This is a genomic window from Photorhabdus heterorhabditis (genome assembly GCF_018448905.1).
GTDB lineage: Bacteria > Pseudomonadota > Gammaproteobacteria > Enterobacterales > Enterobacteriaceae > Photorhabdus > Photorhabdus heterorhabditis.
The window spans coordinates 1-23,856 of record NZ_RCWA01000017.1 but is presented as its reverse complement, the minus strand read 5'-3'; the positions used below and the strand labels follow the sequence as shown (position 1 = coordinate 23,856).

The window sequence follows — 23,856 nt, the reverse complement described above, 5'->3', positions numbered from 1 at the left end:
AACCCTTTGACCGTCATAGCCATTTACTTCGCCTTAACCACCACGCAACAAATAAAATCAATCCCAATAGTAATAAACAAAACACACTGAAACCCAAATAATATTCATTACCAGGAATACCGCCAAGATTGACACCAAATAACCCAGTCAGGAATGTTGTTGGTAAAAAAATCATAGCAAGTAATGACATAGTATAGGTACGACGATTCATGGCATCTGCCATCATCGAGGTAATTTCATCAGAAATAACTGCCGTTCGGGCAATGCTACCGTCCAAATCATCCAGTTCTCTCCCCAAACGGTCAGAAATTTCTTGCATCCGGCGACGATCTTCATCACTCATCCAGGGAAATCTTTCACTAGCAAGACGTGAAAACACATCTCTTTGGGGCGCCATATAACGACGCAGAATAATCAGTTGTTTACGTAGCAACGCTAATTCTCCCCGCCCCGGCATCTGTTGATCCAAAATCGTATTCTCAAGCTCAATAAGATTGTCATGCAGATCTTCAATAAAGTTACCAACCTCATCGGTTATAGTATCAACCATTTCTACCAACCAGTGCCCGGTCGCTTTCGCACCTATACCATTTTGCAAATCACTTAACACCTGTCCAAGTGAATGAACTTCACGATGACAGCTGGAAACAATGATTTTATCATTGATATAAATACGGAAGGTTACCAATTGCTCAGGACGTTCACTTTCATTGTTATTAATTGTTCGGAGAGTGATCATCGTACCGTCACCGGTACGGATCATTTTCGGCCTCAAACTTTCCCCTGCCAACCCCGTTTTGATAGGTTCTGGTAACAAATCCGTATCCATAATCCAACGATAACTCCTGGAATTATGGTAATCCAAATGTTGCCAGAAAGGTTGAGCTGGTGTGGCGGGTACATTGATATTAATCGGTGTAATACCACCATCTCCATCAAATTGGCAGGTATAGACGGCATCAGCATCTTTCAATGATGAACCGTAAATCGTTTCCACATCCAGCTCCTTACTTTAATGCTTAATAATGTACATAGTATGACTATATGCCACATCTTCCGGATTGGTGATTGGGTATCCTTTTAGCCAAGGCTTTATCAACCTGCCATTAGTGTACTGATAAATCGGCGCAATGGGTGCCTGTTCAGCAATCATCTGCTCCGCTTTGTTATAGTCATCGTTTCTCAGAATATCATCTGTTTGCACACTGGCTAATTGTAGAAGTTTGTCATAGTTAACCTGATGGAATTTAGCAATATTGCCACTATGTGTTGAAGTCAGCAAACTTAGAAATGTGGATGGTTCGTTGTAATCGCCAACCCAAGATGCTCGAATAACATCAAAATTACCAGTATTACGGCTATCAATATATGTTTTCCATTCCTGATTAACCAGACTTACCTGCACACCCAGTTTTTTCTTCCACATTGAGGCAACAGCAATAGCAATCTTTTGATGATTCTCCGAGCTATTATAGAGTAGAGAAAGTTTCAACGGATTATTAGGACCATAACCCGCAATCTGTAACAAAGCTCTTGCTTGCTGATCCAGTTCCGCTTGGGTGCGTTGTTCCATATCACTGATTGTAGGATGGAAACCGGCTGTCACATCTGGCGTAAAATGCCAAGCTGGTTTCTCTCCTGTCCCCAATACTTTTTCCGCAATGATCTTACGATCGATCGTCATAGAAAGCGCTTTACGCACTCTGACATCATTAGTTGGTGCGTGTTGTGTGTTAAAAGCGTAATAATAGGTCCCCAATTGATCAGGCGTATATACCTGCCCCGGTAATTCATGTTGCAGCTTTTTGTACATGTTTTTAGGGAAGGATTCGGTGATATCCAGATCATCAGCCAGATAACGCTTAGTCGCATGTGATTCTTGATTAATCGGCACAAATGTGACTTCGGTCAAAACCGTTTTTTTATGATCCCAATAATAAGGATTTGATATCAGAACGATTTTCTCATTAACAACTCGATCATGTAATTTGAAAGCGCCATTCCCTACCAAATTGCCAACTTTTATCCAATCTTTTCCATATTTTTCTACTGTGTTCTTATTTACTGGATAGAGACTAAAATTCGCCGTCAAATTAGGGAAATAAGGAACAGGTCGGTTCAGCGTAACCTGTAATATATGTTTATCAATGGCCTTAACACCCAGTTTTTCTGGTGGTAATTTACCATCAATAATCTCTTGTGCATTTTCAATACCTGCCAATGCCGTAAACCAGGCAAAAGAAGAAATGTTAGCCGGAGTGACCAACCTCTGCCAACTATAAACAAAATCTGTAGCAGTAACCGGTTCCCCATTTGACCAGCGGGCATCAGAACGCAATGTAAAAAACCAGATTTTGTTATCCGCTGTTTTCCATTTTGTCGCTACTCCGGGGATTGCGTTGCCATACGCATCTTGATTTACCAGCCCTTCAAACAAATCACGCAGAATTTGCGCTTCTGTCAGGCCCACAGCATTAATCGGATCTAAAGATGCTGGCTCGTCCTTAAGGTGACGCACAAGTTCTTGTCTATCATTTAACTGAGTGCCAGGAGGAACTTCCGCAGCAAAAGCAGAAACAGTGAGAAAAGAGCCACTAATAAGTAATGTATATGCAGTCAGACTAAAATAGCGCATAAGGTAATATACCTTGTATATATAGATAAAAAAATATTCCAGTGCTTAATTATAAACCATTGTCAAAATGGCACAATCAGACAATTTTACGTCACAGGAGCTATTTTGATGGGAAAAAGCCGAATATTCTTCTACACTGGGACGCTATGGTTTCTTTATCAGAGGAAGAAAAGACTATGACACAAACAGTAAAATTTCAGGGCAATGATATTTCCGTCAATGGCCAATTCCCAAAATCAGGGGAAAAAGCGAAAGATTTTACTCTAACAGCCAAAGATCTTTCCGATATTTCCCTCAGCCACTATGCCGGAAAACGTAAGGTACTGAATATCTTCCCAAGCATTGATACCGGTGTTTGTGCTGCATCAGTACGTAAATTTAATCAGGTAGCGAATGACCTGGAGAACACCGTTGTCCTATGCATTTCTGCCGACCTGCCTTTTGCACAGTCTCGTTTCTGCGGTGCGGAAGGGTTATCAAATGTTGTCACTCTTTCTACTCTGCGTGGCGATACTTTCAGTGAAGATTATGGAGTGGCTATCAGCGACAGCCCTCTGAAAGGTCTTACAGCTCGTGCGGTAATTGTACTTGATGAAAGCGATAAAGTGATTTATAGCCAATTAGTTGATGAGATCACTAATGAGCCAGATTACGACAGCGTGCTAGCTGCTCTGAAATAAATCCAACAATTGCATAATGCCCACTAAAGTGGGCATTATTTTCACTCCTCATCATCCGAATCATACCCGGAGGAGTGCTTCCTGCTACTCAAGCCGTATTCTCTCAATTTATTAGCAATCGCGGTATGCGATACACCAAGACGTTTAGCCAATTTACGGGTACTTGGATAGTGGCGATAAAGACGGGTCAACACTGAGCGTTCAAAACGTTTACTGATTTCATCCAAAGAGCCATCGAACACGTCCTCACTAAAAGAAATCTCAGTTTCAAATTCTGGCAGTAGTATATCCCGCGGCTTCAACTCCATACCTTCAAGCTGAGTCAACGCCCGATAAATGGCATTTTGTAACTGCCTTACGTTACCGGGCCAACTGTAGCCTGTCAGGAAGTGAGCAATCTCAGGAGATAGTTTAGGTTTCGGTATCCCTTGTTCTTCAGAAAAACGATCAATAAAATATTCAACCAGCGGCATAATATCCGCCTTACGCTCGCGTAGCGGCGGGAGCGTAATAGCCAGCACATTAAGGCGATAATAGAGGTCTTCACGAAATTCCCCCCGTTGTACTAATTCAACCAGATTTTTCTGTGTAGCACAGATAACCCTGACACTTACTTTGACTTCGTTTTCTTCCCCGACTCTACGGAAAGTACCATCGTTAAGAAAACGTAACAGCTTGATTTGCATCTGTGGTGACATTTCACCAATTTCATCCAATAAAACGGTTCCACCATTAGCCTGCTCGAAAAATCCCTTTTTCCCTTCAATGGCATTAGGGTAAGCACCCGCCGCATAGCCAAACAACTCACTTTCCACCACATCATCCGGCATAGATGCACAATTCAACCCTAAAAATGGTTGCTTTCCACGCAAACTGTGCAAGTGGCAAGCTTTTGCGAAAACATCTTTACCCGTTCCTGTCTCACCAATCAGCAACAGCGGCGCATCCAATATCGCCATTTTCCGAGCCTGCTCAACAACCTGAATCATTTTCGGGCTAACAGCGATAATTTCCTCAAATTCACTGCTATCATTGACTGTCAGTTTTTTCAGTTGATGACCTATTCTGGCGGCAGATTTGAGCATAATCACGGTGCCCACACTCTGCATTTGCTGCTTTTCATCAGTCAGTTGAATTGGAATAATATCCATCAGGTAGTCCTGACCTTTAAGAGTTATCCTTTCTACACGCTGCTGGGCATTTTTATTTTCAAACCAGCGTGAAAAGCTATAACCGCTGATAAACTGGCTAATAGGTTTCTGATAAGCTTGTTCCTCACTAACGCCAAATAAATTAAACGCCGCAGAGTTAGCTAGCTCAATATTTCCTTTCAGATCAACTGAAAAAACAGGTTCAGGCAAAGATTCCAACAGTGCACACATTGCTTTATGCTCTCTTTCTGAAGGCATAAAAGAGACTGTACGAACATCAATAACACCATTAATGCGGCGAATTTCTGCCATCAATCTACGGAATGTATTGAAATCAACTTGTGAAAAATTAAGATAAATCCGGCCAGTTTGAGATATTTCTATCCCTTTTAAATCAATGTCCTGTAATACCAGCAGATCGAGCAATTCACGAGTCAACCCGATTCGATCATGGCAAATAACTTCTAAGCGCATCTGTTTTGACCTTATTTACATTACTATCTATAATTTTTTTTAATATTACTCTACACTATTATTCATATGAAGCATTCTGTCAGTAAAAATTGACCAGCCCCCGGTTTTTTTAATGTAGTAAATTGAAACCTTCACTAAAATAAATAAATTCTAAGATTGACTATAAGACAGATGAATAAAATAACGTAAAATGTCGTCGTTATCTGGATATTTTGTGCTTTATTCAAAATTAAAGTATATATACCCAATAGATTTCAAGTTGCAGTGCGGCGGCAAGAGAACGCATCCCCAGGAGCATAGATAACTATGTGACTGGGGTAAGTGAACGCAGCCAACAAAGCAGCAGCTTGAAAGATGAAGGGTATATCACTTAATCAACTACATTCTTAGATTTATTTGGAATGATATTCTTAAGTTGAGTGATTAACTGACGACGAAAATCTCCTAATTTTGGTTTATCTCCTTCCATCCAAGGCAATGGCCGACATAACTCCATTGCTTTAATGCCAAGCCGAGCTGCCAGTAAACCTACACCAATACCTTGTGCTACTCTGGCAGAAAGACGCGCAGCGATATCCTGTGATAACCAATCCATACCAACTTCTCGCACCATTTCTGATACACCAGAAAAAACGATATTAATCAAAACAAGACGAAAAAGCCGGATACGACTGAAATATCCCAATTCAATACCATACAAGGCAGCAATACGGTTAATCAGCCGGATATTACGCCAAGCAATAAATGCCATATCAATAATTGCCAGCGGGCTGACTGCTATCATTAATGCTGACTCCGCAGCATAGCGACTAATCTCAGCTCTTGCCTGAGAATCCAGAACAGGCTGAACCAATTTACCGTACAACACCACCACTTCACGATCGTTATGTGTATCATGCAAAGCAGCCTGCCAGCGCTGTAATGCAGGATGATGCGGATCAATACCTGCCTGACTTGCCAATTTCTCACAAAATTCGCGGCCTTTACCTACGCCATGATTTTGCAATAGTTCTCTCGCTGTATCGCGTTCTTCAGCTCGCATCCTTAGCCGGTACAGGCGACGCCATTCACTGATAATAGAACCCATACCAGCAAATACGATCATTCCTCCTGCCGCTGTTGCACCTAATGCGATCCAATCCTGTTGCTGCCATGACTGATAGACCCACTGTACAGACTGTGCAACAACACTCACTGCCAGTAAAATCAGGGCGGTATGTACCATTTTACGCCAGAAACTGCGCTTGGGTTTCAGTGCTGTATTGACTATTCCTTCTACCTGACCTTCACGTTCCTCAGCCTCAAGCTCTGGTGAAACAGGAGAGAAGTTTTCTCTATTTTTTCCATCAAAGACCTGAGCTGGTTTTAAAACTGGCTCTGATGACACCTGCAAGGGATCTTCGAAATCAATTCTTGGCCGCAGAGAATCCGTCATTTCACTTTATCCCCCAATAAAAATTCCAGCACGGTATCCAACCGAACATGAGGTAATGGTGTATCAGCATTCACCTGACGAGGAAGAAATTCTTCGAAACAGAAACCCTGTTTTTGCCAGAAATCATCCCTTGGCAAACACCGGGGCACCTCACCCGGGAAAAATGTCAGCAGTTTACCATCTACTAGCCGGTGTCCTTTCAGAGCCGGCACTTTTTCACCATGATGTTCAATTATTCCATTCTCGGTCGCCTGCACCGATGCCAGACCAACACAATCCATACTAATGCCTTCAAAAGCAGCATTTTGTCTGGCTTCCTGAACCAACTGTTGTAGTAAGGAAACCAGATTGGCGTGCTGATCCGAGGTAATATGATCAGCTTTGCTGGCAGCAAACATTAACCTGTCAATACAAGGGGAAAACAGACGACGGAAGAGTGTTCGTTTACCATAATGAAAACTTTGCATTAATTGTGTCAGCGCCAAACGCATATCATTAAAGGATTGCGGCCCACCGTTTAGTGGCTGTAAACAATCTACCAACACAATCTGCCGATCAAAACGCAAAAAATGCTCTTTATAAAATCCTTTCACTACCGACTGACAATAATATTCAAAACGCTTACGCAACATACCAATATTCGTGTGTGGATCTGCCTGAGCAAACTGTGATTCAACGATAGAGTCGATATCCGGCCACGGAAAAAATTGTAAAGCCGGAGCGCCCATCATTTCACCCGGTAAAACAAATCGCCCCGGCTGAATAAAATGCAAACCTTGCTCTTTGCATTTAATCAGATATTCCGTATATGCCTGAGCAATAGCAGCCAATAGATTCTCATCTACTGGTGCCAATGGATCACACTGTTTGCAAAGTGCCAACCAAGATTTTGCCCATTCAGCTCTTTGCCCCTGTAATAAGTTATTCATCTGGCGTGACCATGCCAGATAACTTTGAGCCAACATGGGTAAATCCAGTAGCCATTCACCAGGATAATCCACAATTTCCAGATATAACGTGGAAGTTTCTTTAAAATGACGCAGAAAAGCGTCGTTAGAACGATAGCGAAGTGCCAGACGGATTTCACTGACACCCCGTGTAGGTGTCGGCCAAGAGGGAGGTGTGCCGTAAAGCGCGGTCAATCCTTCATCATAAGTAAAACGAGTAACGCCTAAATCGCGCTGAGGAACCCGTTTCACCCCCTGCAAACGGCCATCACGCACAGCAGAAAACAGCGGCAACCGAGCACCGCTGCAAGCATGAAGTAATTGATTAACCAAAGATGTGATAAAAGCTGTTTTACCACTGCGGCTTAACCCTGTAACCGCTAACCGTAAATGACGATCCATTCCACGGTTAACAAGCGCCGTTAATTCATTATGCAACCGTTTCATGTCTCTCCTATGGTAAATATCACGATAATTTTATTGTACCAGCCTGACAGATAACGATTTTTCATTCTGATCTTCAATAGCCAGGCAACACACAATCCTTACTGTTAAAGCTGGCTGAAACGACTGCGAATGCTGAATGTTTCTGAGGTAACATAACGTTCCATTTGTTGTAGACGAAGTTCACCCGTTTTCAACTGATAATCCACTTCATTCAACAGCTTTTGTACTGAAGGACCAGCCTCTTCGATATAATCCATCGGGATTGGGTCCAATACAAAAGCGAGTATGATATAAGCAATAACGACTAAACCAAACAAGCCCAAAAACAACGACAATACAGCCATTACTCGAATTAAACCTACCGGTACGCCAAAATAATGGGCTAACCCAGCGCAAACACCTTTGATCCTGCCCTTTTCAGGTATTCTATACAATTTCCGGCGGTTATAATTTGCCATATTGCCTCCAGTCAGGGTGTTCCGCATCCAGAATATCTTCCAGTGTTTTGATTCGTGCCTGCATATGTTGTACACGTTCTGCCAGAAGCTGAATTTCATGTTGATCTAATCGACTTTGGTCTGAATTCCGGCTGCTGTAATGCAACCACAGCCAGATGGGTAAGACAAAAAGCACGAAGATCATCAATGGAATGCCAAGAAATATAAAACCCATTACTATTCCTTAATGGTTAGTTGAGTACACTATAATTAATGTTGTTCTTTAGCATTTATTTTAGCCTTCATTGCTGCCAATTGCGCATTGATTTCATCATCTGCTTTTAATTCAGCAAATTGCTGTTCTAAAGATTTTTGTTTCCCCATACCCACAGTTTCGGCTTCAGCTTCCATATGATCGATACGACGTTCAAATTGCTCGAAGCGAGCCATCGCCTCATCAATTTTACCACTGTCTAACTGACGGCGGACCTGCCGGGAAGATGCAGCTGCCTGATGGCGCAGAGCCAACGCCTGTTGTCTGGCACGAGTTTCACTGAGTTTGTTTTCAAGCTCGACAACTTCCCCTTTCATACGCTCAAGTGTTTCTTCCAGTATGGTCAGTTCATGTTTCAATGTGTCCAGTAAAGCAGAGACTTTCTGTTTTTCTATCAATGCTGCCCGTGCTAAATCTTCTCTATCTTTACTTAACGCTAACTCAGCTTTTTCTTGCCAATCACGTATCTGCTGTTCACCTGCCTCAATACGACGAGCCAACTGTTTTTTCTCGGCCAAGGTGCGGGCAGAGGTTGAGCGAATTTCAACTAAAGTGTCTTCCATTTCCTGAATCATCAAACGAATCATTTTCTGTGGATCTTCTGCTTTGTCCAGTAATGAAGAGATGTTGGCATTCACGATATCGGCAAAACGAGAGAAAATACCCATAATAAATTATCCTCTTTAACTAAGATTTTAAGATTTGTTGATATTGTGAATGTTATGTATCAAGAGTCATGCCAACTTTTTTATTCTCTTTATTTGCATGAAATATAAAGCGATTTTTTCTCTTTGACTTTTTATCATAACAAAATATAGTGGTCATATTGACCAACTATTGGCTTAAACAACCATGGGTGAGACCACAGAAAATCTGTTAGGTGAAGCAAACAGTTTTATTGAAATTCTGGAGCAAGTATCTGCTCTAGCAAAATTAAGTAAACCGGTACTGGTTATTGGTGAACGCGGAACAGGTAAAGAGTTGATTGCCCGCCGTCTGCATTACCTCTCCCCTCGTTGGCAAGGACCCTTTATCTCCCTAAACTGTGCTGCTTTGAACGAGAATTTATTGGACTCAGAACTATTTGGTCATGAAGCTGGCGCATTTACCGGCGCACAAAAAAGGCATCAAGGAAGATTTGAGCGTGCTGATGGGGGAACCTTGTTTCTTGATGAGCTAGCAACCGCGCCGATGCAAGTTCAGGAAAAACTGCTGCGCGTCATTGAATATGGCTATCTTGAACGCGTTGGTGGCAGTCAATCATTACAAGTCGATACTCGATTAATATGCGCAACCAATGCTGATCTGCCAACAATGGCAACACAAGGTAGGTTTCGCGCTGATTTACTTGATAGGCTCGCTTTTGATGTAGTTCAGATCCCCCCATTGCGGCAAAGACAACAAGACATCATGTTGTTGGCACAACATTTCGCTATTCAAATGTGCCGCGAACTTAATTTACCCTTATTCACCGGTTTCACTGCACAAGCAAAACAGCAGCTACAGAATTACAACTGGCCTGGTAATATCCGTGAACTGAAAAATGTTGTGGAACGTTCTGTTTATCGTCACGGCGAAAATCCCGATCAGCTTGATAATATCATTATTAACCCATTCGTTTCTGCGCAACACCCTTCAGTTTACGCTGGTGATCATAACAATTCATCTTCACTGCCTCTGCCTTCCCTACCGGTTAATCTGAAACAATGGCAACATAACAGCGAACGACAATTGATAGAGTTATCCTTAAAAGAAAGCAAGTTTAATCAGAGAAAAGCATCAGAAAAACTGGGACTGACCTATTATCAGTTACGAGGCTTAATCAAGAAACACAATATCAACGCAAGTGATAAATAGCCCGAATAACAAATAAAAAAAAGCCAGCAATCGAGCTGGCTAAAAAACACTGGAAGCAATGTGAGCAATGTCGTGCCTTTCCTGGAATAACAAAAATTGTTACCCGGAAGTGCGACACAGATGATAATGGTTATCAATACGTTTTGTAAAGCACTTTATTGAGAATTTTTCTCATTAATCGTCATCGCAGCGTTTTTCTTGGCTCAATCGCTAATTGAGATACAATGTGTCAATTCTAATTAATAACAGATGCCTTATATGCGCAATTTGATTTATTGGATCATATTAGTCCTCTCAACTCCAGCTATTGCAACAACAATGGCTACGCCTGAAAAAAAGCCTCGCGTTCCGGCTGATATCCGGCAGCAAGGGTTTGTTTATTGCGTTAATGGCAACCTAAATACCTTTAACCCACAACTGACCAGTAGCGGTTTGACGGTCGATACCTTGGCCGCACAACTCTATGAGCGTCTACTGGACGTTGATCCTTATACTTACCGTCTACTCCCTGAATTAGCCGCCCGTTGGGAAATTCTTGATAATGGCGCTACCTACCGCTTTCATTTGCGCCATAATGTCTCTTTTCAGTCAACAGACTGGTTTACCCCAACCCGTAAAATGAATGCTGACGACGTTATCTTCAGCTTTAAGCGTCTGTTTGATAAACAACACTATTACCATTACGTCAATGGGGGAAATTACCCCTATTTTGATAGTCTCCAGCTTGCTGATTCCATTCAAAGTATCCGTAAGATTAATGAATATACGGTGGAGTTTCGCCTGAATGAACCAGATGCCTCTTTTCTTTGGCACTTGGCAACCCATTACGCCCCGGTACTTTCACAAGAATATGGGCAGCGATTACATGAAATGAACCACCATGAACAAATTGACTGGAAACCTGTCGGCACTGGTCCGTTTATGCTAGAAGACCACCAGACCAGACAATTTATTCGCTTAATTCGCCATGATAACTACTGGAAAGGCAAACCACAGATGCAGCAAATAGTGATTGATGTCGGTGCTGGCGGTACAGGTCGAATGTCTAAACTTTTGACTGGTGAATGTGACGTTTTAGCTTATCCCGCTGCCAGTCAACTCAAAGTCTTACGAGACGATCCCCGCCTGCGTCTGACTTTACGTCCAGGAATGAATATTGCCTATCTTGCCTTTAATACCAATAAGCCCCCTCTTGACCAATTACAAGTTCGACAAGCTATTGCCTACGCAATTAATAACCAACGGCTGATGCAATCGATTTATTATGGAACGGCAGAAACAGCGGCATCAATTTTACCTCGAGCGTCATGGGCTTATGATAATCAAGCTGAAATTACGGAATACAATCCGGAAAAATCTCGTAAAATGCTTAATGATCTTGGACTGAATGGAATGAAACTAAGCTTATGGGTGCCTACTGCTTCTCAGTCTTATAATCCAAGCCCACTAAAAATGGCAGAACTGATTCAAGCTGATTTAGCACAAGTTGGTATTACAATGAGCATCAAGCCCGTTGAGGGCCGCTTTCAGGAAACCAAACTGATGGATAAATCTCACGATATGACACTGTCAGGCTGGTCTACTGACAGTAATGACCCAGACAGTTTTTTCCGGCCATTGTTAAGCTGTGCTGCTATCGCCTCACAGACGAATTTCAGCCATTGGTGTAACCCAATATTTGATAAGATTTTGCAGCAAGCTTTGATTAACCAGCAATTATTATCCCGGATTAAGTATTATCATGATGCTCAAAAAATTCTTGAACAACAATTGCCTGTCTTACCATTAGCTTATTCCCTACGTTTACAGGCTTACCGCTATGATATTAAGGGGCTAATACTTAGCCCATTTGGTAATACCTCTTTCGCGGGTGTTTACCGGGAAAAACAAACCGATAATATTGCTCAAAAGGACGGCAAATGATTATTTACACTCTGCGCCGTTTGCTGTTACTGATTATTACACTATTTTTCCTATCGCTAATTAGCTTTAGCCTCAGTTATTTTACCCCCAATGCACCGCTCAGCGGAGCATCCCTGTTTGATGCTTATACATTCTATTTCCATAGCTTATTACTATGGGATTTTGGTGTATCCAGCATCAATGGTGAACTCATCAACGAACAACTATGGGAAGTCTTCCCTGCCACAATGGAACTCTGTGTTCTGGCTTTCTCTGCCGCTTTACTGGCTGGCATTCCACTAGGCATTATCGCTGGCGTATGGCGTAACAAAACAGCCGATACCGTCATCATCTCCATTGCCTTAATCGGATTTTCTATCCCAATTTTTTGGCTGGCGCTATTATTAACCCTGTTTTTTTCTCTTTATCTTGGCTGGCTACCGGTTTCCGGGCGCTTTGATTTGCTATATCAGATTAATCCTGCGACAGGTTTCTCATTAATTGATGCCTGGTTATCAAAATCACCCTATCGCAATGAGATAATTATTAATGCCATTCAACATCTAATCTTGCCAGTTATTACCCTCGCGGTCGCCCCAACAACTGAAGTTATCCGGCTAATGAGAAACAGCACCGAAGAGGTTTTTAGTGAAAACTATATTAAAGCTGCCACAATCCGTGGCTTATCAAGGCTAACTATTATCCGCCGTCATGTACTGCATAATGCATTACCTCCCATCATTCCGAAATTGGGATTACAATTTTCTACCATGCTGACATTGGCCATGATGACAGAACTGGTATTTAACTGGCCAGGACTTGGTCACTGGCTAGTCAGTGCAATTCGTCAACAAGATTATTCCGCCATTTCTGCGGGGGTCATGGTTGTTGGTACACTCGTTATTTCTGTCAATGTGTTGTCTGATATTATTGGCGCAATAATGACCCCTCTGAAACATAAGGAATGGTATGCCCTTAGATGATTTTTATCGTGAAAAGAAAATGCCGTCGCCGATAAAGGTCATCTGGCGTTTTTTCTATTCTGATACACTGGCAATGACGGGTTTTTATGGGGTACTTATTCTCATTGCCTTAAGTCTACTTGGTAGTTATCTAGCTCCCTATCAGCTTGATCAACAATTTCTTGGTCATCAGCTACTGCCACCTTCATGGTCACATCACGGTAATATCGCATTCTTTTTAGGTACCGATGATCTTGGGCGCGACATTCTCAGCCGATTATTGATAGGTACTGCATCCACATTCGGTTCAGCACTGTTAGTAACTGTGGCAGCCGCTTTATGTGGCCTAATCATCGGTTGTTTAGCAGGTATGACACGAGGATTGAAATCCGCCGTACTCAATCATATCCTTGACACGTTACTTTCTATCCCATCGTTATTACTAGCAATTATTGTTGTCGCTTTTGTTGGTGCCAGCTTACAACATGCAATAATCGCTATTTGGCTGGCACTATTACCGCGTATAGTGCGCACTGTTTACAGTGCGGTGCATGATGAATTGGATAAAGAATATGTCATTGCAGCACGTCTGGATGGCGCATCTAATTACCATATTCTATGGTATGCCGTATTACCGAACATTACCGCAGTATTGGTTAACGAGCTAACACGTGCCCTTTCTATTGCCATACTTGATATCGCTTCACTCGGTTTTCTCGATCTTGGTGCTCAACTGCCTTCACCTGAATGGGGGGCTATGTTAGGAGATTCACTGGAGCTCATCTATGTTGCTCCCTGGACCGTTATGCTGCCCGGCGCTGCCATAATGATGAGTGTATTGTTAATAAACTTGCTAGGTGATGGATTACACCGTGCAATTAATTCGGGGGCGGAATAAATGCCATTACTTGATATTCGCAACCTCACGATTGAATTTATGACTGCCAAAGGGCCAGTTAAAGCCGTTGATCGCGTCAGTATTTCACTGATAGAAGGTGAAATACGTGGCTTGGTTGGCGAATCAGGCTCCGGCAAGAGCCTGATTGCCAAAGCGATAAGCGGGGTCACTAAAGACAATCTCAAAGTGACCGCTGACCGCTTCCGCTTCAATGATATTGATCTGCTTCGCCTGACTCCAAGACAACGTCGAAAAGTTATCGGTCACAATATTTCAATGATTTTTCAGGAACCACAATCTTGCCTTGACCCTTCTGAAAATATTGGTCAACAACTTATTCAGGCAATCCCTCGCTGGACTTATAAAGGCCGCTGGTGGCAATGTTTCAATTGGCGTAAACGTCGAGCGATTGAGCTACTCCATCGCGTGGGAATTAAAGATCATAAAGATATTATGAGTAGTTTCCCTTACGAATTAACCGAAGGGGAATGCCAGAAGGTAATGATTGCTATTGCATTAGCTAACCAACCACGTCTACTGATTGCAGATGAACCAACTAATGCGATGGAACCGACCACTCAGGCTCAGATCTTTCGTCTGTTAGCCAGACTGAACCAGAACAATAACACCACCATTCTATTAATAAGCCATGATTTGCAAATAATGAGTAAACTGGTGGATCGCATTAATGTTTTATATTGTGGTCAAACGGTCGAAAGCGCCGCTCCCGATGAATTATTGGTGACACCACACCATCCCTATACACAAGCGTTGAGCCGCGCTATTCCTGATTTTGGTCGCTCTCTACCTCATAAAAGTAGGCTAAATACCTTGCCTGGCGCTATTCCCTCCCTTGAGCATCTGCCAATCGGCTGCCGTTTAGGTCCACGTTGCCCTTACGCACAAAAAACCTGTATTGAAACCCCGCGATTACGAGTAATTAAAAACCATGCTTTTGCCTGCCACTTCCCATTAAATTTGGAGGAGCAATAATGGTGAATACTCTGTTGGAAGTCAGAAACTTGGCTAAAACTTTCCGCTATCGTACCGGTTTCTTTCATCGCCAGCATCTTGATGCAGTGAAACCTGTCAGTTTTACTTTAAAGACAAAACAGACACTGGCGATTATTGGTGAAAATGGCTCAGGGAAATCCACACTGGCAAAAATGCTTTCAGGTGTCATGGAACCCACCTCCGGCGAAATTATCATCGAAGGTCATAAACTTGCTTATGGCGATTACAGTTATCGCAGTCAACGTATTCGCATGATATTTCAGGACCCAAGTACATCGTTAAACCCGCGTCAACGTATTGGACAAATCCTTGATATCCCTCTTCTACTCAATACAGAACTAAATACTACGGAGCGAGAAAAACGAATTAACCAAACATTGCGGCAAGTTGGCTTGTTACCGGACCACGCTAATTATTATCCACATATGTTAGCCTCAGGCCAGAAACAGCGGGTAGCACTAGCACGTGCATTGATCTTACAACCTCAGATTATTATCGCTGATGAAGCACTTGCATCACTCGATATGTCTATGCGTTCCCAAATAATTAATCTAATGTTGGAACTACAGGAGAAACAAGGCATCTCTTATCTCTATGTTACCCAGCACCTTGGAATGATGAAACATATCAGCGACCAAGTACTGGTAATGCATCAGGGAGAAGTCGTTGAGCGGGGAAATACAGCAGAAGTGCTGGCTGCTCCTCTACATGATATAACTCGACGTCTGATCGCCAGCCATTTTGGTGAACCACTCACTGCTGATACCTGGCGACATGATATGCTTTAAGATATGCTTTAAGATATACAAAACCTTAATCACTGCTCGGAGCAGCCTGCAAAATACAGCATATTTCTCTCTAGCGTGATAGAATCACTAGGTTTGTTAACAATAAAACGTCATATTGATATTGTTTTTGTGAGCAATTCTAATCCATTAATATCAATTAATGACGTTATCACACTAAGGATACTGTTATGGGCTTTATGACCGGTAAGCGCATTCTGATCACTGGCGTAGCCAGTAAACTCTCCATCGCTTATGGTATTGCAAAAACAATGCATGACCAAGGCGCTGAGTTGGCTTTCACTTATCAAAATGACAAGTTGAAACTTCGTGTAGAAGAATTCGCTGAATCCCTCAATTCTACTATTACTTTGCCTTGCGATGTGACTGAAGATGAAAGCATTGAAGCCCTGTTCACTGAGTTAGGCAAAGTCTGGCCAAAATTCGATGGTTTTGTTCACTCCATTGGATTTGCACCTGCTGATCAACTGGATGGTAATTATGTGGATACAATTACCCGCGAAGGCTTTCAAATCGCGCACGATATCAGTTCTTACAGTTTTGTTGCTCTGGCAAAGGCTTGCCGTGAAATGCTGAACCCAAATTCTGCTTTGCTGACACTCTCCTATCTAGGAGCAGAACGTTCAATCCCTAACTATAACGTCATGGGTCTGGCAAAAGCCTCCCTGGAAGCTAATGTTCGTTATATGGCTAACGCTATGGGTGTTGAAGGTATTCGTGTCAACGGTATTTCTGCTGGCCCTATCCGTACTTTAGCCGCTTCCGGCATCAAAGATTTTCGGAAGATGCTGGCTCACTGTGAATCCGTCAACCCAATTCGCCGCACTGTAACAACTGAAGATGTTGGTAACGCTGCGGCATTTCTGTGCTCAGATCTGTCCGGTGGTATTACCGGCGAAATTCTGCATGTTGACGGCGGCTTCAGCATTACAACAATGAATGAACTGGAATTGCAACAATCTAATTAATGATCAATCCAATTAATGATCATTGACTTTTAGTTTATAATGCCCGAAAAAACCACTTTTCGGGCATTATATTATGGATAAAAAACAAATTAATCACTTAATTAAATTGTCACTAACAGGTAAAAATTAATTTTAAATTAAAATATCAGAACCATTTAAGAGATTAATTAAACCCTTTGTAATTAAAGAGTTAAATGATATAGCATTATAATTATTTTACTGAAATAAAAAATATCATTCTGTTTCCTTGCACTAATTATCAATCTGTCCTTTAATATAGTTAAAGACTTAACTTTTATAAAATTAATATTTAAAAAATAAAATATTTTATCTTTATAATATTTTCGGCTCAAATATTATATTGCATATTCTTTACCTTTTAATAGTTTTTATTATTTTAGCAAGGTACATAAAATGAAAAATGATTTTTTAATTATATCCAATATGTTTAAATCGATTACTAATATAAAATTACCAAAATGTCTGAAAAATCATGACCCATTACAAGAGATTGAAACTTGTTGGTATGAATTTAGCAAATCATTATCTGGCTGGCCCTCAGCACTGGAAAACTATGAGCATGCATATAATTTTGATGAACAAGATATTGATAGGATTACTCGTAATATACATAAAGCAACGACTTATTTAGGATCACTTAGCTGCGGGTATTTAGGTCATGGTTATGTTACCAAGGTAAGCGATGCATTGAAAGAAATTGAATTAGATTTTGTCAAGGTGAATGATTTTATCTCAAAATTACCACAACTCTTTGAAATAACTAAAATTGACTTTGAGAGAATGAAAAGTTTCGCAGGAAAAACTCACATAAAAATCCAACAATTATTAAAGAACATTCCCAATGGGGAAGATAAAAAACAAATATATAAAATTTCTTCATTGATAGAGGAAATTACTTTAAATATATCGGATATTTCATTTAGTTTTGAAAATATAAATAATTCAGTCAATAGACTTAACGAACAAATTAAAACAATTAATAACATTTACAATAAATTAATTGAGAGCTTTCACAAAGAAAATAAAAGAGAAATATTCACAAGAGATTATAAACAATGCATGGTAATTTTCAGCGATTTTACAAACAAATTTAATTTATTTTTCTATGATCACAAATCATTCAGCAAAAATAACATATTAATTATTTTATAGCCAATATAAAATAAATATCTGAAATTATCAATAATCCCTATTATTCATTCAGTTCAATATAATTAGTTGCAAAATATGCAATATGGTACTAAATATTGGGTGGTTTTGGATAAATAATTCCATCCAAAATTACCCCTAAATTTCGCCATTTACGCAGTTAATTTTGCTAGAAACATTATAAAAATCCAGATGAATTATCATATATACCCAATAGATTTCAAGATGGATCGCGACGGCAAGGGAGCGAATCCCCGGGAGCATAGAGAACTATGTGACCGGGGTGAGTGAGTGCAGCCAACAAAGAGGCAACTTGAAAGATGACGGATATATAAGAAAAGAGGTAACAAGAAGCTGATAATGATATAATCAGCTAATCTTATATCGGTTTAATTATCAGTTTGATATAACATATTTTCATGTGTCGTGGTAATATATATTAGGGCTATGATAAATGCCCTACTGAGTTCCTTTGTTCTATTGTATCTGTTACCGGAAATTTTTAAGGAGCGACATATGAAACTTTATTACCAACCAGGAGCTTGTTCCCTATCTCCTCACATCATACTCCGTGAAGCAGGACTTGATTTCAGCATTATTAAAGTTGATCTGAAAACCAAAAAAACAGAGAATGGCGACGATTTCCTCGCAGTTAACCCTAAAGGCCAGGTGCCAACCCTCCTACTAGACAACAATGATATCCTTACAGAAGGATCTGTTATCGTTCAATATATTGCAGACCAGAAACCGGACAAGCAATTGATTGCACCTGCCGGAACCATGGAACGATATCATCAACTTGAATGGCTTAGCTATGTTTCCAGTGAAATCCATAAAGGATTTTCACCACTGTTTTTACCAGGAACACCAGAAAATTATTTCCCAATTGTTATTAATAACTTGCTGAGGAAATTTACTTATGTGGATGAAGTATTAGCAAAACAACCATATATTACCGGAAATCATTTTACTGTTGCTGATGCCTATTTATTTACTGTTAGTAATTGGGCACCTTTGGTTAAAGTGGATTTATCCAATCTGTTACATCTTAAAGCCTATCAGATAAGGATTGCAGAACGTCCAAATGTTCGTGATGCATTAAAAGCTGAAGGGTTAATTTGATTAACAGATAATACAAACCGTTCCACATGCAATACCCGTGGAACGGTTAAATATATCAATCCAGTTGTGTCGCACAGAATTTATGGTCAGGCGCTACCATTCTATCTTGAGCAGCTACAATCTGTAATTCATATTCATCCATATCTTTGGTTGTTATCATAACTTCATAAACTGCGGCAGCAACATGCTCAAGAGCCGTCTGTAAAGATTTACCTTTTAATAGATTAACTAATAACAAACCGCTGGTTAAGTCACCAACCCCAACTGGCTGACGCTCGCCAAAATCCACCAAAGGCCGACTAACATGCCAGCTATGTTCCTGAGTCACTAATAACATTTCAAAACGATCAGTCCGGTAACCAGCACGGCTAAGGTGCTTAACCAGTACGATATCCGGCCCTTTTTCGCACAGAGTTCTGGCGGCTGTAACCGCCTGCTCTACATTAGTCACTTTCTGCATACTGAGCGTTTCAAGCTCCAGTAAATTTGGCGCAATGACATCACTCGCAGGAAGAGCCTTTTCACACAAAAATTCAGCAACTCCAGGAGCAACGATACAACCTTTTTCTGGATGTCCCATAACGGGATCACAAAAATACCAAGCATCAGAATTCGCAGCTTTTACCCGCTTCACGATATCAATGATATGGTTTCCCTGCTCCGGTGAGCCAATGTACCCACTCAACACCGCATTACAGGATTTTAGCTGTTCAATTTCTTCAATGCCCTGAACGACTTCTGTAAGATGACCCGCAGGCATAACACACCCCTTCCATTGTGCATATTGGGTGTGATTTGAAAACTGCACTGTATTCAACGGCCAGACGTTTACTCCCATCCGACGCATAGGAAATTCCGCAGCGCTGTTACCAGCGTGCCCAAAAACAACATGAGATTGAATTGAAAGGATATTTTTCACAATGGTGGCCTATGTTTTTTATTCTGGCTTCTATTTGTAAAATAAGAATCATAGTAAGAAAGGGCAACGTTAGTTACCGTTGCCCGTTATGCTATGCAATATCGGTTATTTCCAGCAAATTAAACAATCGTGTTTTTTACCACGACGCAATAATGTGTAACGACCGAACAGACAGTTGCTGTCAGTAAACACATACTCAGGTTCAGATTGTTTTTCACCATTAACGGCTACCGCATTGGAACTAATCATAGTACGAGCCTGCCCACGGGAAGGTACTAACCCAGCACTAACCAGAGCCTGTTGTAAATCTGCTCCTTTTTCCAACTCGATTACTGGCATACCATCCTGTGCCAATTGAGCAAAATCAGCTTCAGTCAAATCAGCAACAGCACCGGAGAACAGGCTTTCTGTAATACGTTTAGCCGCTGCCAATCCTTCTTCACCATGCACCATCCCGGTGACTTGTTCTGCCAATACATACTGGGCACGAGGGGCCTTACCGCTGTTTTTATCCTCTTCTTCCAAAGCATCAATATCTTCAAGACTCATAAAGGTAAAGAATTTAAGGAAACGATAAACATCAGCATCTGCGGTGTTGATCCAGAATTGATAGAATTTGTATGGACTGGTTTTCTTCGGGTCCAACCAAACAGCACCACCTTCGGTTTTACCAAATTTAGTGCCATCAGATTTAGTGATCAACGGGACAGTCATACCAAATACTTGTTTCTGGTTGATACGACGGGTTAAATCAATACCAGAAGTAATATTCCCCCACTGGTCAGAACCACCGATCTGCAATTCAACGTCATGTTCTTCATTCAGACGTACAAAATCATATGATTGCAGCAGGTTATAAGAAAACTCAGTAAAAGAAATACCAACATCATCACGGTTCAAACGTTGTTTAACCGCTTCTTTGTTAATCATCTGGTTAACTGAGAAATGCTTGCCGATATCACGCAGGAAAGTCAAAACATCCATGCCGCCAAACCAGTCATAATTATTGGCTGTTTTAGCGCTGTTTTCACCACAATCAAAATCTAAGAAAGGTGAAACCTGTCTGCGGATCTTTTCTACCCACTCTTTGACAGTATCCGCAGTATTTAATTTACGCTCAGTGGCTTTAAAACTTGGATCACCAATCAAACCCGTGGCCCCACCGACTAATGCCACAGGTTTATGCCCAGCCAGCTGGAATCGTTTTAAACACAGCAAGGGAACCAGATGCCCCAAATGCAAGCTGTCGGCTGTCGGATCGAAACCGCAATAGAGGGAGACAGGGCCTTGCGCCAGTCTCTCCGCTAACGCATTCTCATCCGTCACCTGGGCAATGAGGCCCCGCTCTTGCAGTTGTTTTATCAGGTTATTGCTAGACATTAATGACTCCATCAGTTTGTGTATTTATCTGTTGTATACCCGTTATCTTTCAAGTTGCCTCTTTGTTGGCTGCACTCACCCCGGTCACAGAGTTATCTATACTCCTCATCTTTCAAGCTGCTGCTTTGTTGGCTGCGTTCACTTACCCCAGTCACAGAGTTATCTATGCTCCTGGGGATGCGTTCTCTTGCCGCCGCACTGCAACTTGAAATCTATTGGGTATAGGCTCCCGGGGATTCGCTCCCTTGCCGTCGCGATACATCTTGAAATCCATTGGGGATATAATAAGTCGCTGCTTAAAAAAGTATGGCATAGCATAAAACGCCACTATTATAAGTGCCAGTATTAAAAATGATAATCCACGATTTATGGTGCAAGCCTGTCAATATGCCAGCCATCACCTTCTCGTTGATAAATAAACCGATCATGCAACCGGTTTGCACCACCTTGCCAAAACTCAACAGAATCAAAGGTCACTCTAAATCCCCCCCAAAAACTAGGTAAAGGAACCTCACCATTCAGGAATTTCTGTTTCAGTTCGAGAAATTTTCCCTCCAAAATACCTCGCGTGGAAATACGGGAAGACTGTTGCGAGGCCCATGCTGCAATCTGACTATCTTTAGGGCGGCTATGGAAGTATTTCAGCGCTTCAATAGAAGAAAGACGTTCAGCTTTACCAAGGAAAGAGACTTGCCTTTCCAGAGGATACCAAGGGAAATGAAGGCTAATTTTGTTATTCTGAGCCAAATGTTTTGCTTTCCGGCTACCCAAATTTGTATAAAAAACCAGTCCATTTGCATCAAAATGCTTCAATAAAACAATACGTTGATACGGTTGACCATGCTCATCCACTGTAGCTATACACATTGCCGTTGGATCACTGAGTTTGGCTTCATATGCCTGCTTCAACCAACGCTCAAAAAGCTCAATAGGTTCTTTGGTCAAATCCTTACGTCTTAACCCACCACGAATATATTCACGACGTGATTCTGCAACATTGAATTCATTATGCTCTGACATTATGTAGCTCTGCTTATCACTCATCAAATACCAGACAGCTTATCATTGTTATTGATTAGTAACAGGATAAATTGCCCCTAAAATAGTTTCAGCGCTAGCACCAGTAACAGAAGGTAAATTCCCCGGAGCACCCGACATCGTACGGAATGCTAACCAGGCAAATGCCAATGCTTCCATATCATCACCAATAAGACCATATTTATCTGTCGGACACACTTCTGTTCCTGGCAATAATGCAGAAAGTCGGCTCATTATTAGTGGGTTATGGGCACCACCGCCACAAACCATCAGACGCTCACATCCACCACTCAACATGATTTGCTGTGACACAGACACCGCAGTCAGCTCAGCCAATGTTGCCTGAACATCCACAGGCAATATATCCGGATAGTTAGCTAATTGCGCCTCCAACCAACTCATATTGAAATACTCTCGGCCTGTACTTTTAGGAGCTGGTCGTGAGAAGTAATTATCAGAAAGCATTTGTCTGAGTAAACTATTATTAACCATCCCTTCTCGTGCCCATTGAGCATCTTTATCATAAGGTTTTTTCTGATGACGCCATACCCAGCTATCCATCAACATATTACCTGGACCTATGTCATACCCTTTGACTAACGACCCTGGCAATAAAGTCGTTATGTTAGCAATGCCACCAATATTGAGAATTATCCTTCGTTCTGTCGGATGGCCTAATACAGCGAAATGAAAAGCAGGAACTAATGGTGCTCCCTGCCCGCCATACGCCATATCCCGCCGACGAAAATCACCAATAGTAGTAATCCCGGTTAACACTGCTATACGGTTATTATCACCGAGTTGCATGGTAAACGGAGTTTGGCTATCTGGCTCATGCCAAACAGTCTGACCATGACATCCCACCGCTGTGATATCGCTTGCAGTTAACCCTGTTTTATCTAATAAACCTTGTACTGCTTCAGCAAATAAAGAACCAAGTTCATAATCTAATCGGCCTATTGCAGATAATGTTGTTTGCTGTCCCTGGCAAACCGCAAGAACTTTTTGTTTCAATTCATAAGGGAATAAATGTGAATAACTGGCTTGCTGAGCAACAACTTTATCATTGATTGCTGCAAGTACCACATCAACCCCATCCAGACCAGGGCGCGAGCATACTTTGACTCATCTTCATCCAAAGAACACTCTTGCACGATAATCATCACTCCAGCCTGCTTTCTTGAGCTTGTTTCTCTGGCTCGGGGCGCCACAATCACATTGTTTAACCATGTTCAAGACAAGACGCCGGAATAACGCAAGATTCTCAATCGCACCATCCAGAACAATCCGTGAATCATCTTCTTTAAAAACGACATCAAGAATATAATGCTGACTATTTT

General features: G+C 41.5%; 23 protein-coding genes. 10 read left to right on the top strand and 13 right to left on the bottom strand.

Annotation, left to right across the window (positions count from 1 at the left end):
• Window positions 1–13: 13 nt before the first annotated feature.
• Both zntB and EAE89_RS12430 read right to left on the bottom strand, forming a co-directional pair.
• On the bottom strand, window positions 14–997 hold the full coding sequence (gene zntB, locus EAE89_RS12435; protein WP_149616940.1) for a zinc transporter ZntB: 984 nt from the start codon (window positions 995–997) through the stop codon (window positions 14–16).
• A gap of 15 nt (window positions 998–1,012) precedes the next feature.
• Complete coding sequence (locus EAE89_RS12430; protein ID WP_054479849.1) at window positions 1,013–2,635, bottom strand: peptide ABC transporter substrate-binding protein; 1,623 nt, start codon at window positions 2,633–2,635, stop codon at window positions 1,013–1,015.
• Between the two features lie 176 nt (window positions 2,636–2,811).
• Here EAE89_RS12430 and tpx point away from each other — a divergent pair, with 176 nt between their 5' ends.
• Entirely contained in the window at window positions 2,812–3,315 is a 504-nt protein-coding gene (gene tpx, locus EAE89_RS12425) for a thiol peroxidase (RefSeq protein ID WP_054479850.1), read from the top strand.
• Window positions 3,316–3,356: 41 nt separating this feature from the next.
• On the opposite strand, the gene tyrR is transcribed toward tpx, so the two are convergent.
• From tyrR to pspA, 6 genes are all read right to left on the bottom strand, one after another.
• Window positions 3,357–4,940 carry a transcriptional regulator TyrR gene (tyrR, locus tag EAE89_RS12420; protein ID WP_054479851.1) on the bottom strand — a complete coding sequence of 528 codons (1,584 nt, stop codon included), beginning with the start codon at window positions 4,938–4,940 and terminating at the stop codon, window positions 3,357–3,359.
• Between the two features lie 370 nt (window positions 4,941–5,310).
• A complete protein-coding gene (locus EAE89_RS12415) occupies window positions 5,311–6,375 on the bottom strand; it encodes a YcjF family protein (RefSeq protein ID WP_214085974.1) in 1,065 nt (354 codons plus the stop codon).
• Window positions 6,372–7,769: a YcjX family GTP-binding protein gene (locus tag EAE89_RS12410; protein WP_214085973.1), complete on the bottom strand. Its 1,398-nt coding sequence runs from the start codon at window positions 7,767–7,769 to the stop codon at window positions 6,372–6,374. The genes EAE89_RS12415 and EAE89_RS12410 overlap by 4 nt, the downstream gene beginning before the upstream one ends.
• A gap of 104 nt (window positions 7,770–7,873) precedes the next feature.
• A complete protein-coding gene (gene pspC / locus EAE89_RS12405; protein WP_054479854.1) occupies window positions 7,874–8,227 on the bottom strand; it encodes an envelope stress response membrane protein PspC in 354 nt (117 codons plus the stop codon).
• Window positions 8,214–8,441 (bottom strand): envelope stress response membrane protein PspB, encoded by a 228-nt coding sequence (gene pspB / locus EAE89_RS12400; RefSeq protein WP_054479855.1) that lies wholly within the window; start codon window positions 8,439–8,441, stop codon window positions 8,214–8,216. The genes pspC and pspB overlap by 14 nt, the downstream gene beginning before the upstream one ends.
• A 35-nt stretch (window positions 8,442–8,476) precedes the next feature.
• Window positions 8,477–9,148, bottom strand: coding sequence for a phage shock protein PspA (gene pspA / locus EAE89_RS12395; protein ID WP_054479856.1), 672 nt, complete (start codon window positions 9,146–9,148; stop codon window positions 8,477–8,479).
• 184 nt (window positions 9,149–9,332) lie between these two features.
• On the opposite strand from pspA, the gene pspF reads away from it, so the two are divergent.
• The 9 genes from pspF to gstA all read left to right on the top strand — a co-directional run bounded on the left by pspF (window position 9,333) and on the right by gstA (window position 19,179).
• Entirely contained in the window at window positions 9,333–10,337 is a 1,005-nt protein-coding gene (gene pspF, locus EAE89_RS12390; RefSeq protein WP_214085972.1) for a phage shock protein operon transcriptional activator, read from the top strand.
• 258 nt (window positions 10,338–10,595) lie between these two features.
• The gene (gene sapA / locus EAE89_RS12385) at window positions 10,596–12,260 is read left to right on the top strand and encodes an ABC transporter substrate-binding protein SapA (protein WP_054479858.1); all 1,665 of its coding nucleotides are present in this window, start codon (window positions 10,596–10,598) and stop codon (window positions 12,258–12,260) included.
• The gene (gene sapB, locus EAE89_RS12380) at window positions 12,257–13,222 is read left to right on the top strand and encodes a putrescine export ABC transporter permease SapB (RefSeq protein WP_054479859.1); all 966 of its coding nucleotides are present in this window, start codon (window positions 12,257–12,259) and stop codon (window positions 13,220–13,222) included. Before sapA ends, sapB begins: the two co-directional genes overlap by 4 nt.
• Window positions 13,209–14,099: a putrescine export ABC transporter permease SapC gene (gene sapC / locus EAE89_RS12375; RefSeq protein WP_054479860.1), complete on the top strand. Its 891-nt coding sequence runs from the start codon at window positions 13,209–13,211 to the stop codon at window positions 14,097–14,099. Before sapB ends, sapC begins: the two co-directional genes overlap by 14 nt.
• Window positions 14,100–15,092 (top strand): putrescine export ABC transporter ATP-binding protein SapD, encoded by a 993-nt coding sequence (gene sapD / locus EAE89_RS12370; protein WP_054479861.1) that lies wholly within the window; start codon window positions 14,100–14,102, stop codon window positions 15,090–15,092.
• Window positions 15,092–15,901, top strand: coding sequence for a putrescine export ABC transporter ATP-binding protein SapF (gene sapF, locus EAE89_RS12365; protein ID WP_054479862.1), 810 nt, complete (start codon window positions 15,092–15,094; stop codon window positions 15,899–15,901). The genes sapD and sapF overlap by 1 nt, the downstream gene beginning before the upstream one ends.
• Window positions 15,902–16,089: 188 nt before the next feature.
• Complete coding sequence (gene fabI / locus EAE89_RS12360) at window positions 16,090–16,887, top strand: enoyl-ACP reductase FabI (RefSeq protein WP_054479863.1); 798 nt, start codon at window positions 16,090–16,092, stop codon at window positions 16,885–16,887.
• Window positions 16,888–17,301: 414 nt separating this feature from the next.
• On the top strand, window positions 17,302–18,060 hold the full coding sequence (locus EAE89_RS12355; RefSeq protein WP_054479864.1) for a hypothetical protein: 759 nt from the start codon (window positions 17,302–17,304) through the stop codon (window positions 18,058–18,060).
• A 513-nt stretch (window positions 18,061–18,573) separates the two neighbouring features.
• Window positions 18,574–19,179 carry a glutathione transferase GstA gene (gene gstA / locus EAE89_RS12350; protein ID WP_054479865.1) on the top strand — a complete coding sequence of 202 codons (606 nt, stop codon included), beginning with the start codon at window positions 18,574–18,576 and terminating at the stop codon, window positions 19,177–19,179.
• 55 nt (window positions 19,180–19,234) lie between these two features.
• Here gstA and pdxY read toward each other — a convergent pair whose 3' ends face one another.
• From pdxY to EAE89_RS12325, 5 genes are all read right to left on the bottom strand, one after another.
• Window positions 19,235–20,098, bottom strand: a complete 864-nt coding sequence (pdxY, locus tag EAE89_RS12345; protein WP_054479866.1) for a pyridoxal kinase PdxY — start codon at window positions 20,096–20,098, stop codon at window positions 19,235–19,237.
• A gap of 105 nt (window positions 20,099–20,203) precedes the next feature.
• Window positions 20,204–21,478: a tyrosine--tRNA ligase gene (gene tyrS, locus EAE89_RS12340; protein ID WP_054479867.1), complete on the bottom strand. Its 1,275-nt coding sequence runs from the start codon at window positions 21,476–21,478 to the stop codon at window positions 20,204–20,206.
• A gap of 366 nt (window positions 21,479–21,844) precedes the next feature.
• Window positions 21,845–22,498 (bottom strand): pyridoxamine 5'-phosphate oxidase, encoded by a 654-nt coding sequence (gene pdxH / locus EAE89_RS12335; RefSeq protein ID WP_054479868.1) that lies wholly within the window; start codon window positions 22,496–22,498, stop codon window positions 21,845–21,847.
• Window positions 22,499–22,546: 48 nt separating this feature from the next.
• On the bottom strand, window positions 22,547–23,602 hold the full coding sequence (gene anmK / locus EAE89_RS12330; protein WP_339423223.1) for an anhydro-N-acetylmuramic acid kinase: 1,056 nt from the start codon (window positions 23,600–23,602) through the stop codon (window positions 22,547–22,549).
• 45 nt (window positions 23,603–23,647) lie between these two features.
• On the bottom strand, window positions 23,648–23,856 hold a 209-nt coding region (locus EAE89_RS12325; protein ID WP_422615499.1), incomplete at its 5' end, for a transposase.

What these genes read in the sequence shown, in the direction of transcription:
- EAE89_RS12410 (WP_214085973.1), bottom strand. Translation starts at nt 7,769, where the DNA reads ATGAAACGGTTGCATAATGAATTAACGGCGCTTGTTAACCGTGGAATG.
- sapD (WP_054479861.1), top strand. Translation starts at nt 14,100, where the DNA reads ATGCCATTACTTGATATTCGCAACCTCACGATTGAATTTATGACTGCC.
- gstA (WP_054479865.1), top strand. Translation starts at nt 18,574, where the DNA reads ATGAAACTTTATTACCAACCAGGAGCTTGTTCCCTATCTCCTCACATC.
- sapC (WP_054479860.1), top strand. Translation starts at nt 13,209, where the DNA reads ATGCCCTTAGATGATTTTTATCGTGAAAAGAAAATGCCGTCGCCGATA.
- pspC (WP_054479854.1), bottom strand. Translation starts at nt 8,227, where the DNA reads ATGGCAAATTATAACCGCCGGAAATTGTATAGAATACCTGAAAAGGGC.
- tpx (WP_054479850.1), top strand. Translation starts at nt 2,812, where the DNA reads ATGACACAAACAGTAAAATTTCAGGGCAATGATATTTCCGTCAATGGC.
- pdxH (WP_054479868.1), bottom strand. Translation starts at nt 22,498, where the DNA reads ATGTCAGAGCATAATGAATTCAATGTTGCAGAATCACGTCGTGAATAT.
- sapA (WP_054479858.1), top strand. Translation starts at nt 10,596, where the DNA reads ATGCGCAATTTGATTTATTGGATCATATTAGTCCTCTCAACTCCAGCT.
- pspF (WP_214085972.1), top strand. Translation starts at nt 9,333, where the DNA reads ATGGGTGAGACCACAGAAAATCTGTTAGGTGAAGCAAACAGTTTTATT.
- fabI (WP_054479863.1), top strand. Translation starts at nt 16,090, where the DNA reads ATGGGCTTTATGACCGGTAAGCGCATTCTGATCACTGGCGTAGCCAGT.
- tyrS (WP_054479867.1), bottom strand. Translation starts at nt 21,478, where the DNA reads ATGTCTAGCAATAACCTGATAAAACAACTGCAAGAGCGGGGCCTCATT.
- EAE89_RS12430 (WP_054479849.1), bottom strand. Translation starts at nt 2,635, where the DNA reads ATGCGCTATTTTAGTCTGACTGCATATACATTACTTATTAGTGGCTCT.
- pspA (WP_054479856.1), bottom strand. Translation starts at nt 9,148, where the DNA reads ATGGGTATTTTCTCTCGTTTTGCCGATATCGTGAATGCCAACATCTCT.
- EAE89_RS12355 (WP_054479864.1), top strand. Translation starts at nt 17,302, where the DNA reads ATGAAAAATGATTTTTTAATTATATCCAATATGTTTAAATCGATTACT.
- pspB (WP_054479855.1), bottom strand. Translation starts at nt 8,441, where the DNA reads ATGGGTTTTATATTTCTTGGCATTCCATTGATGATCTTCGTGCTTTTT.
- EAE89_RS12415 (WP_214085974.1), bottom strand. Translation starts at nt 6,375, where the DNA reads ATGACGGATTCTCTGCGGCCAAGAATTGATTTCGAAGATCCCTTGCAG.
- sapF (WP_054479862.1), top strand. Translation starts at nt 15,092, where the DNA reads ATGGTGAATACTCTGTTGGAAGTCAGAAACTTGGCTAAAACTTTCCGC.
- sapB (WP_054479859.1), top strand. Translation starts at nt 12,257, where the DNA reads ATGATTATTTACACTCTGCGCCGTTTGCTGTTACTGATTATTACACTA.
- tyrR (WP_054479851.1), bottom strand. Translation starts at nt 4,940, where the DNA reads ATGCGCTTAGAAGTTATTTGCCATGATCGAATCGGGTTGACTCGTGAA.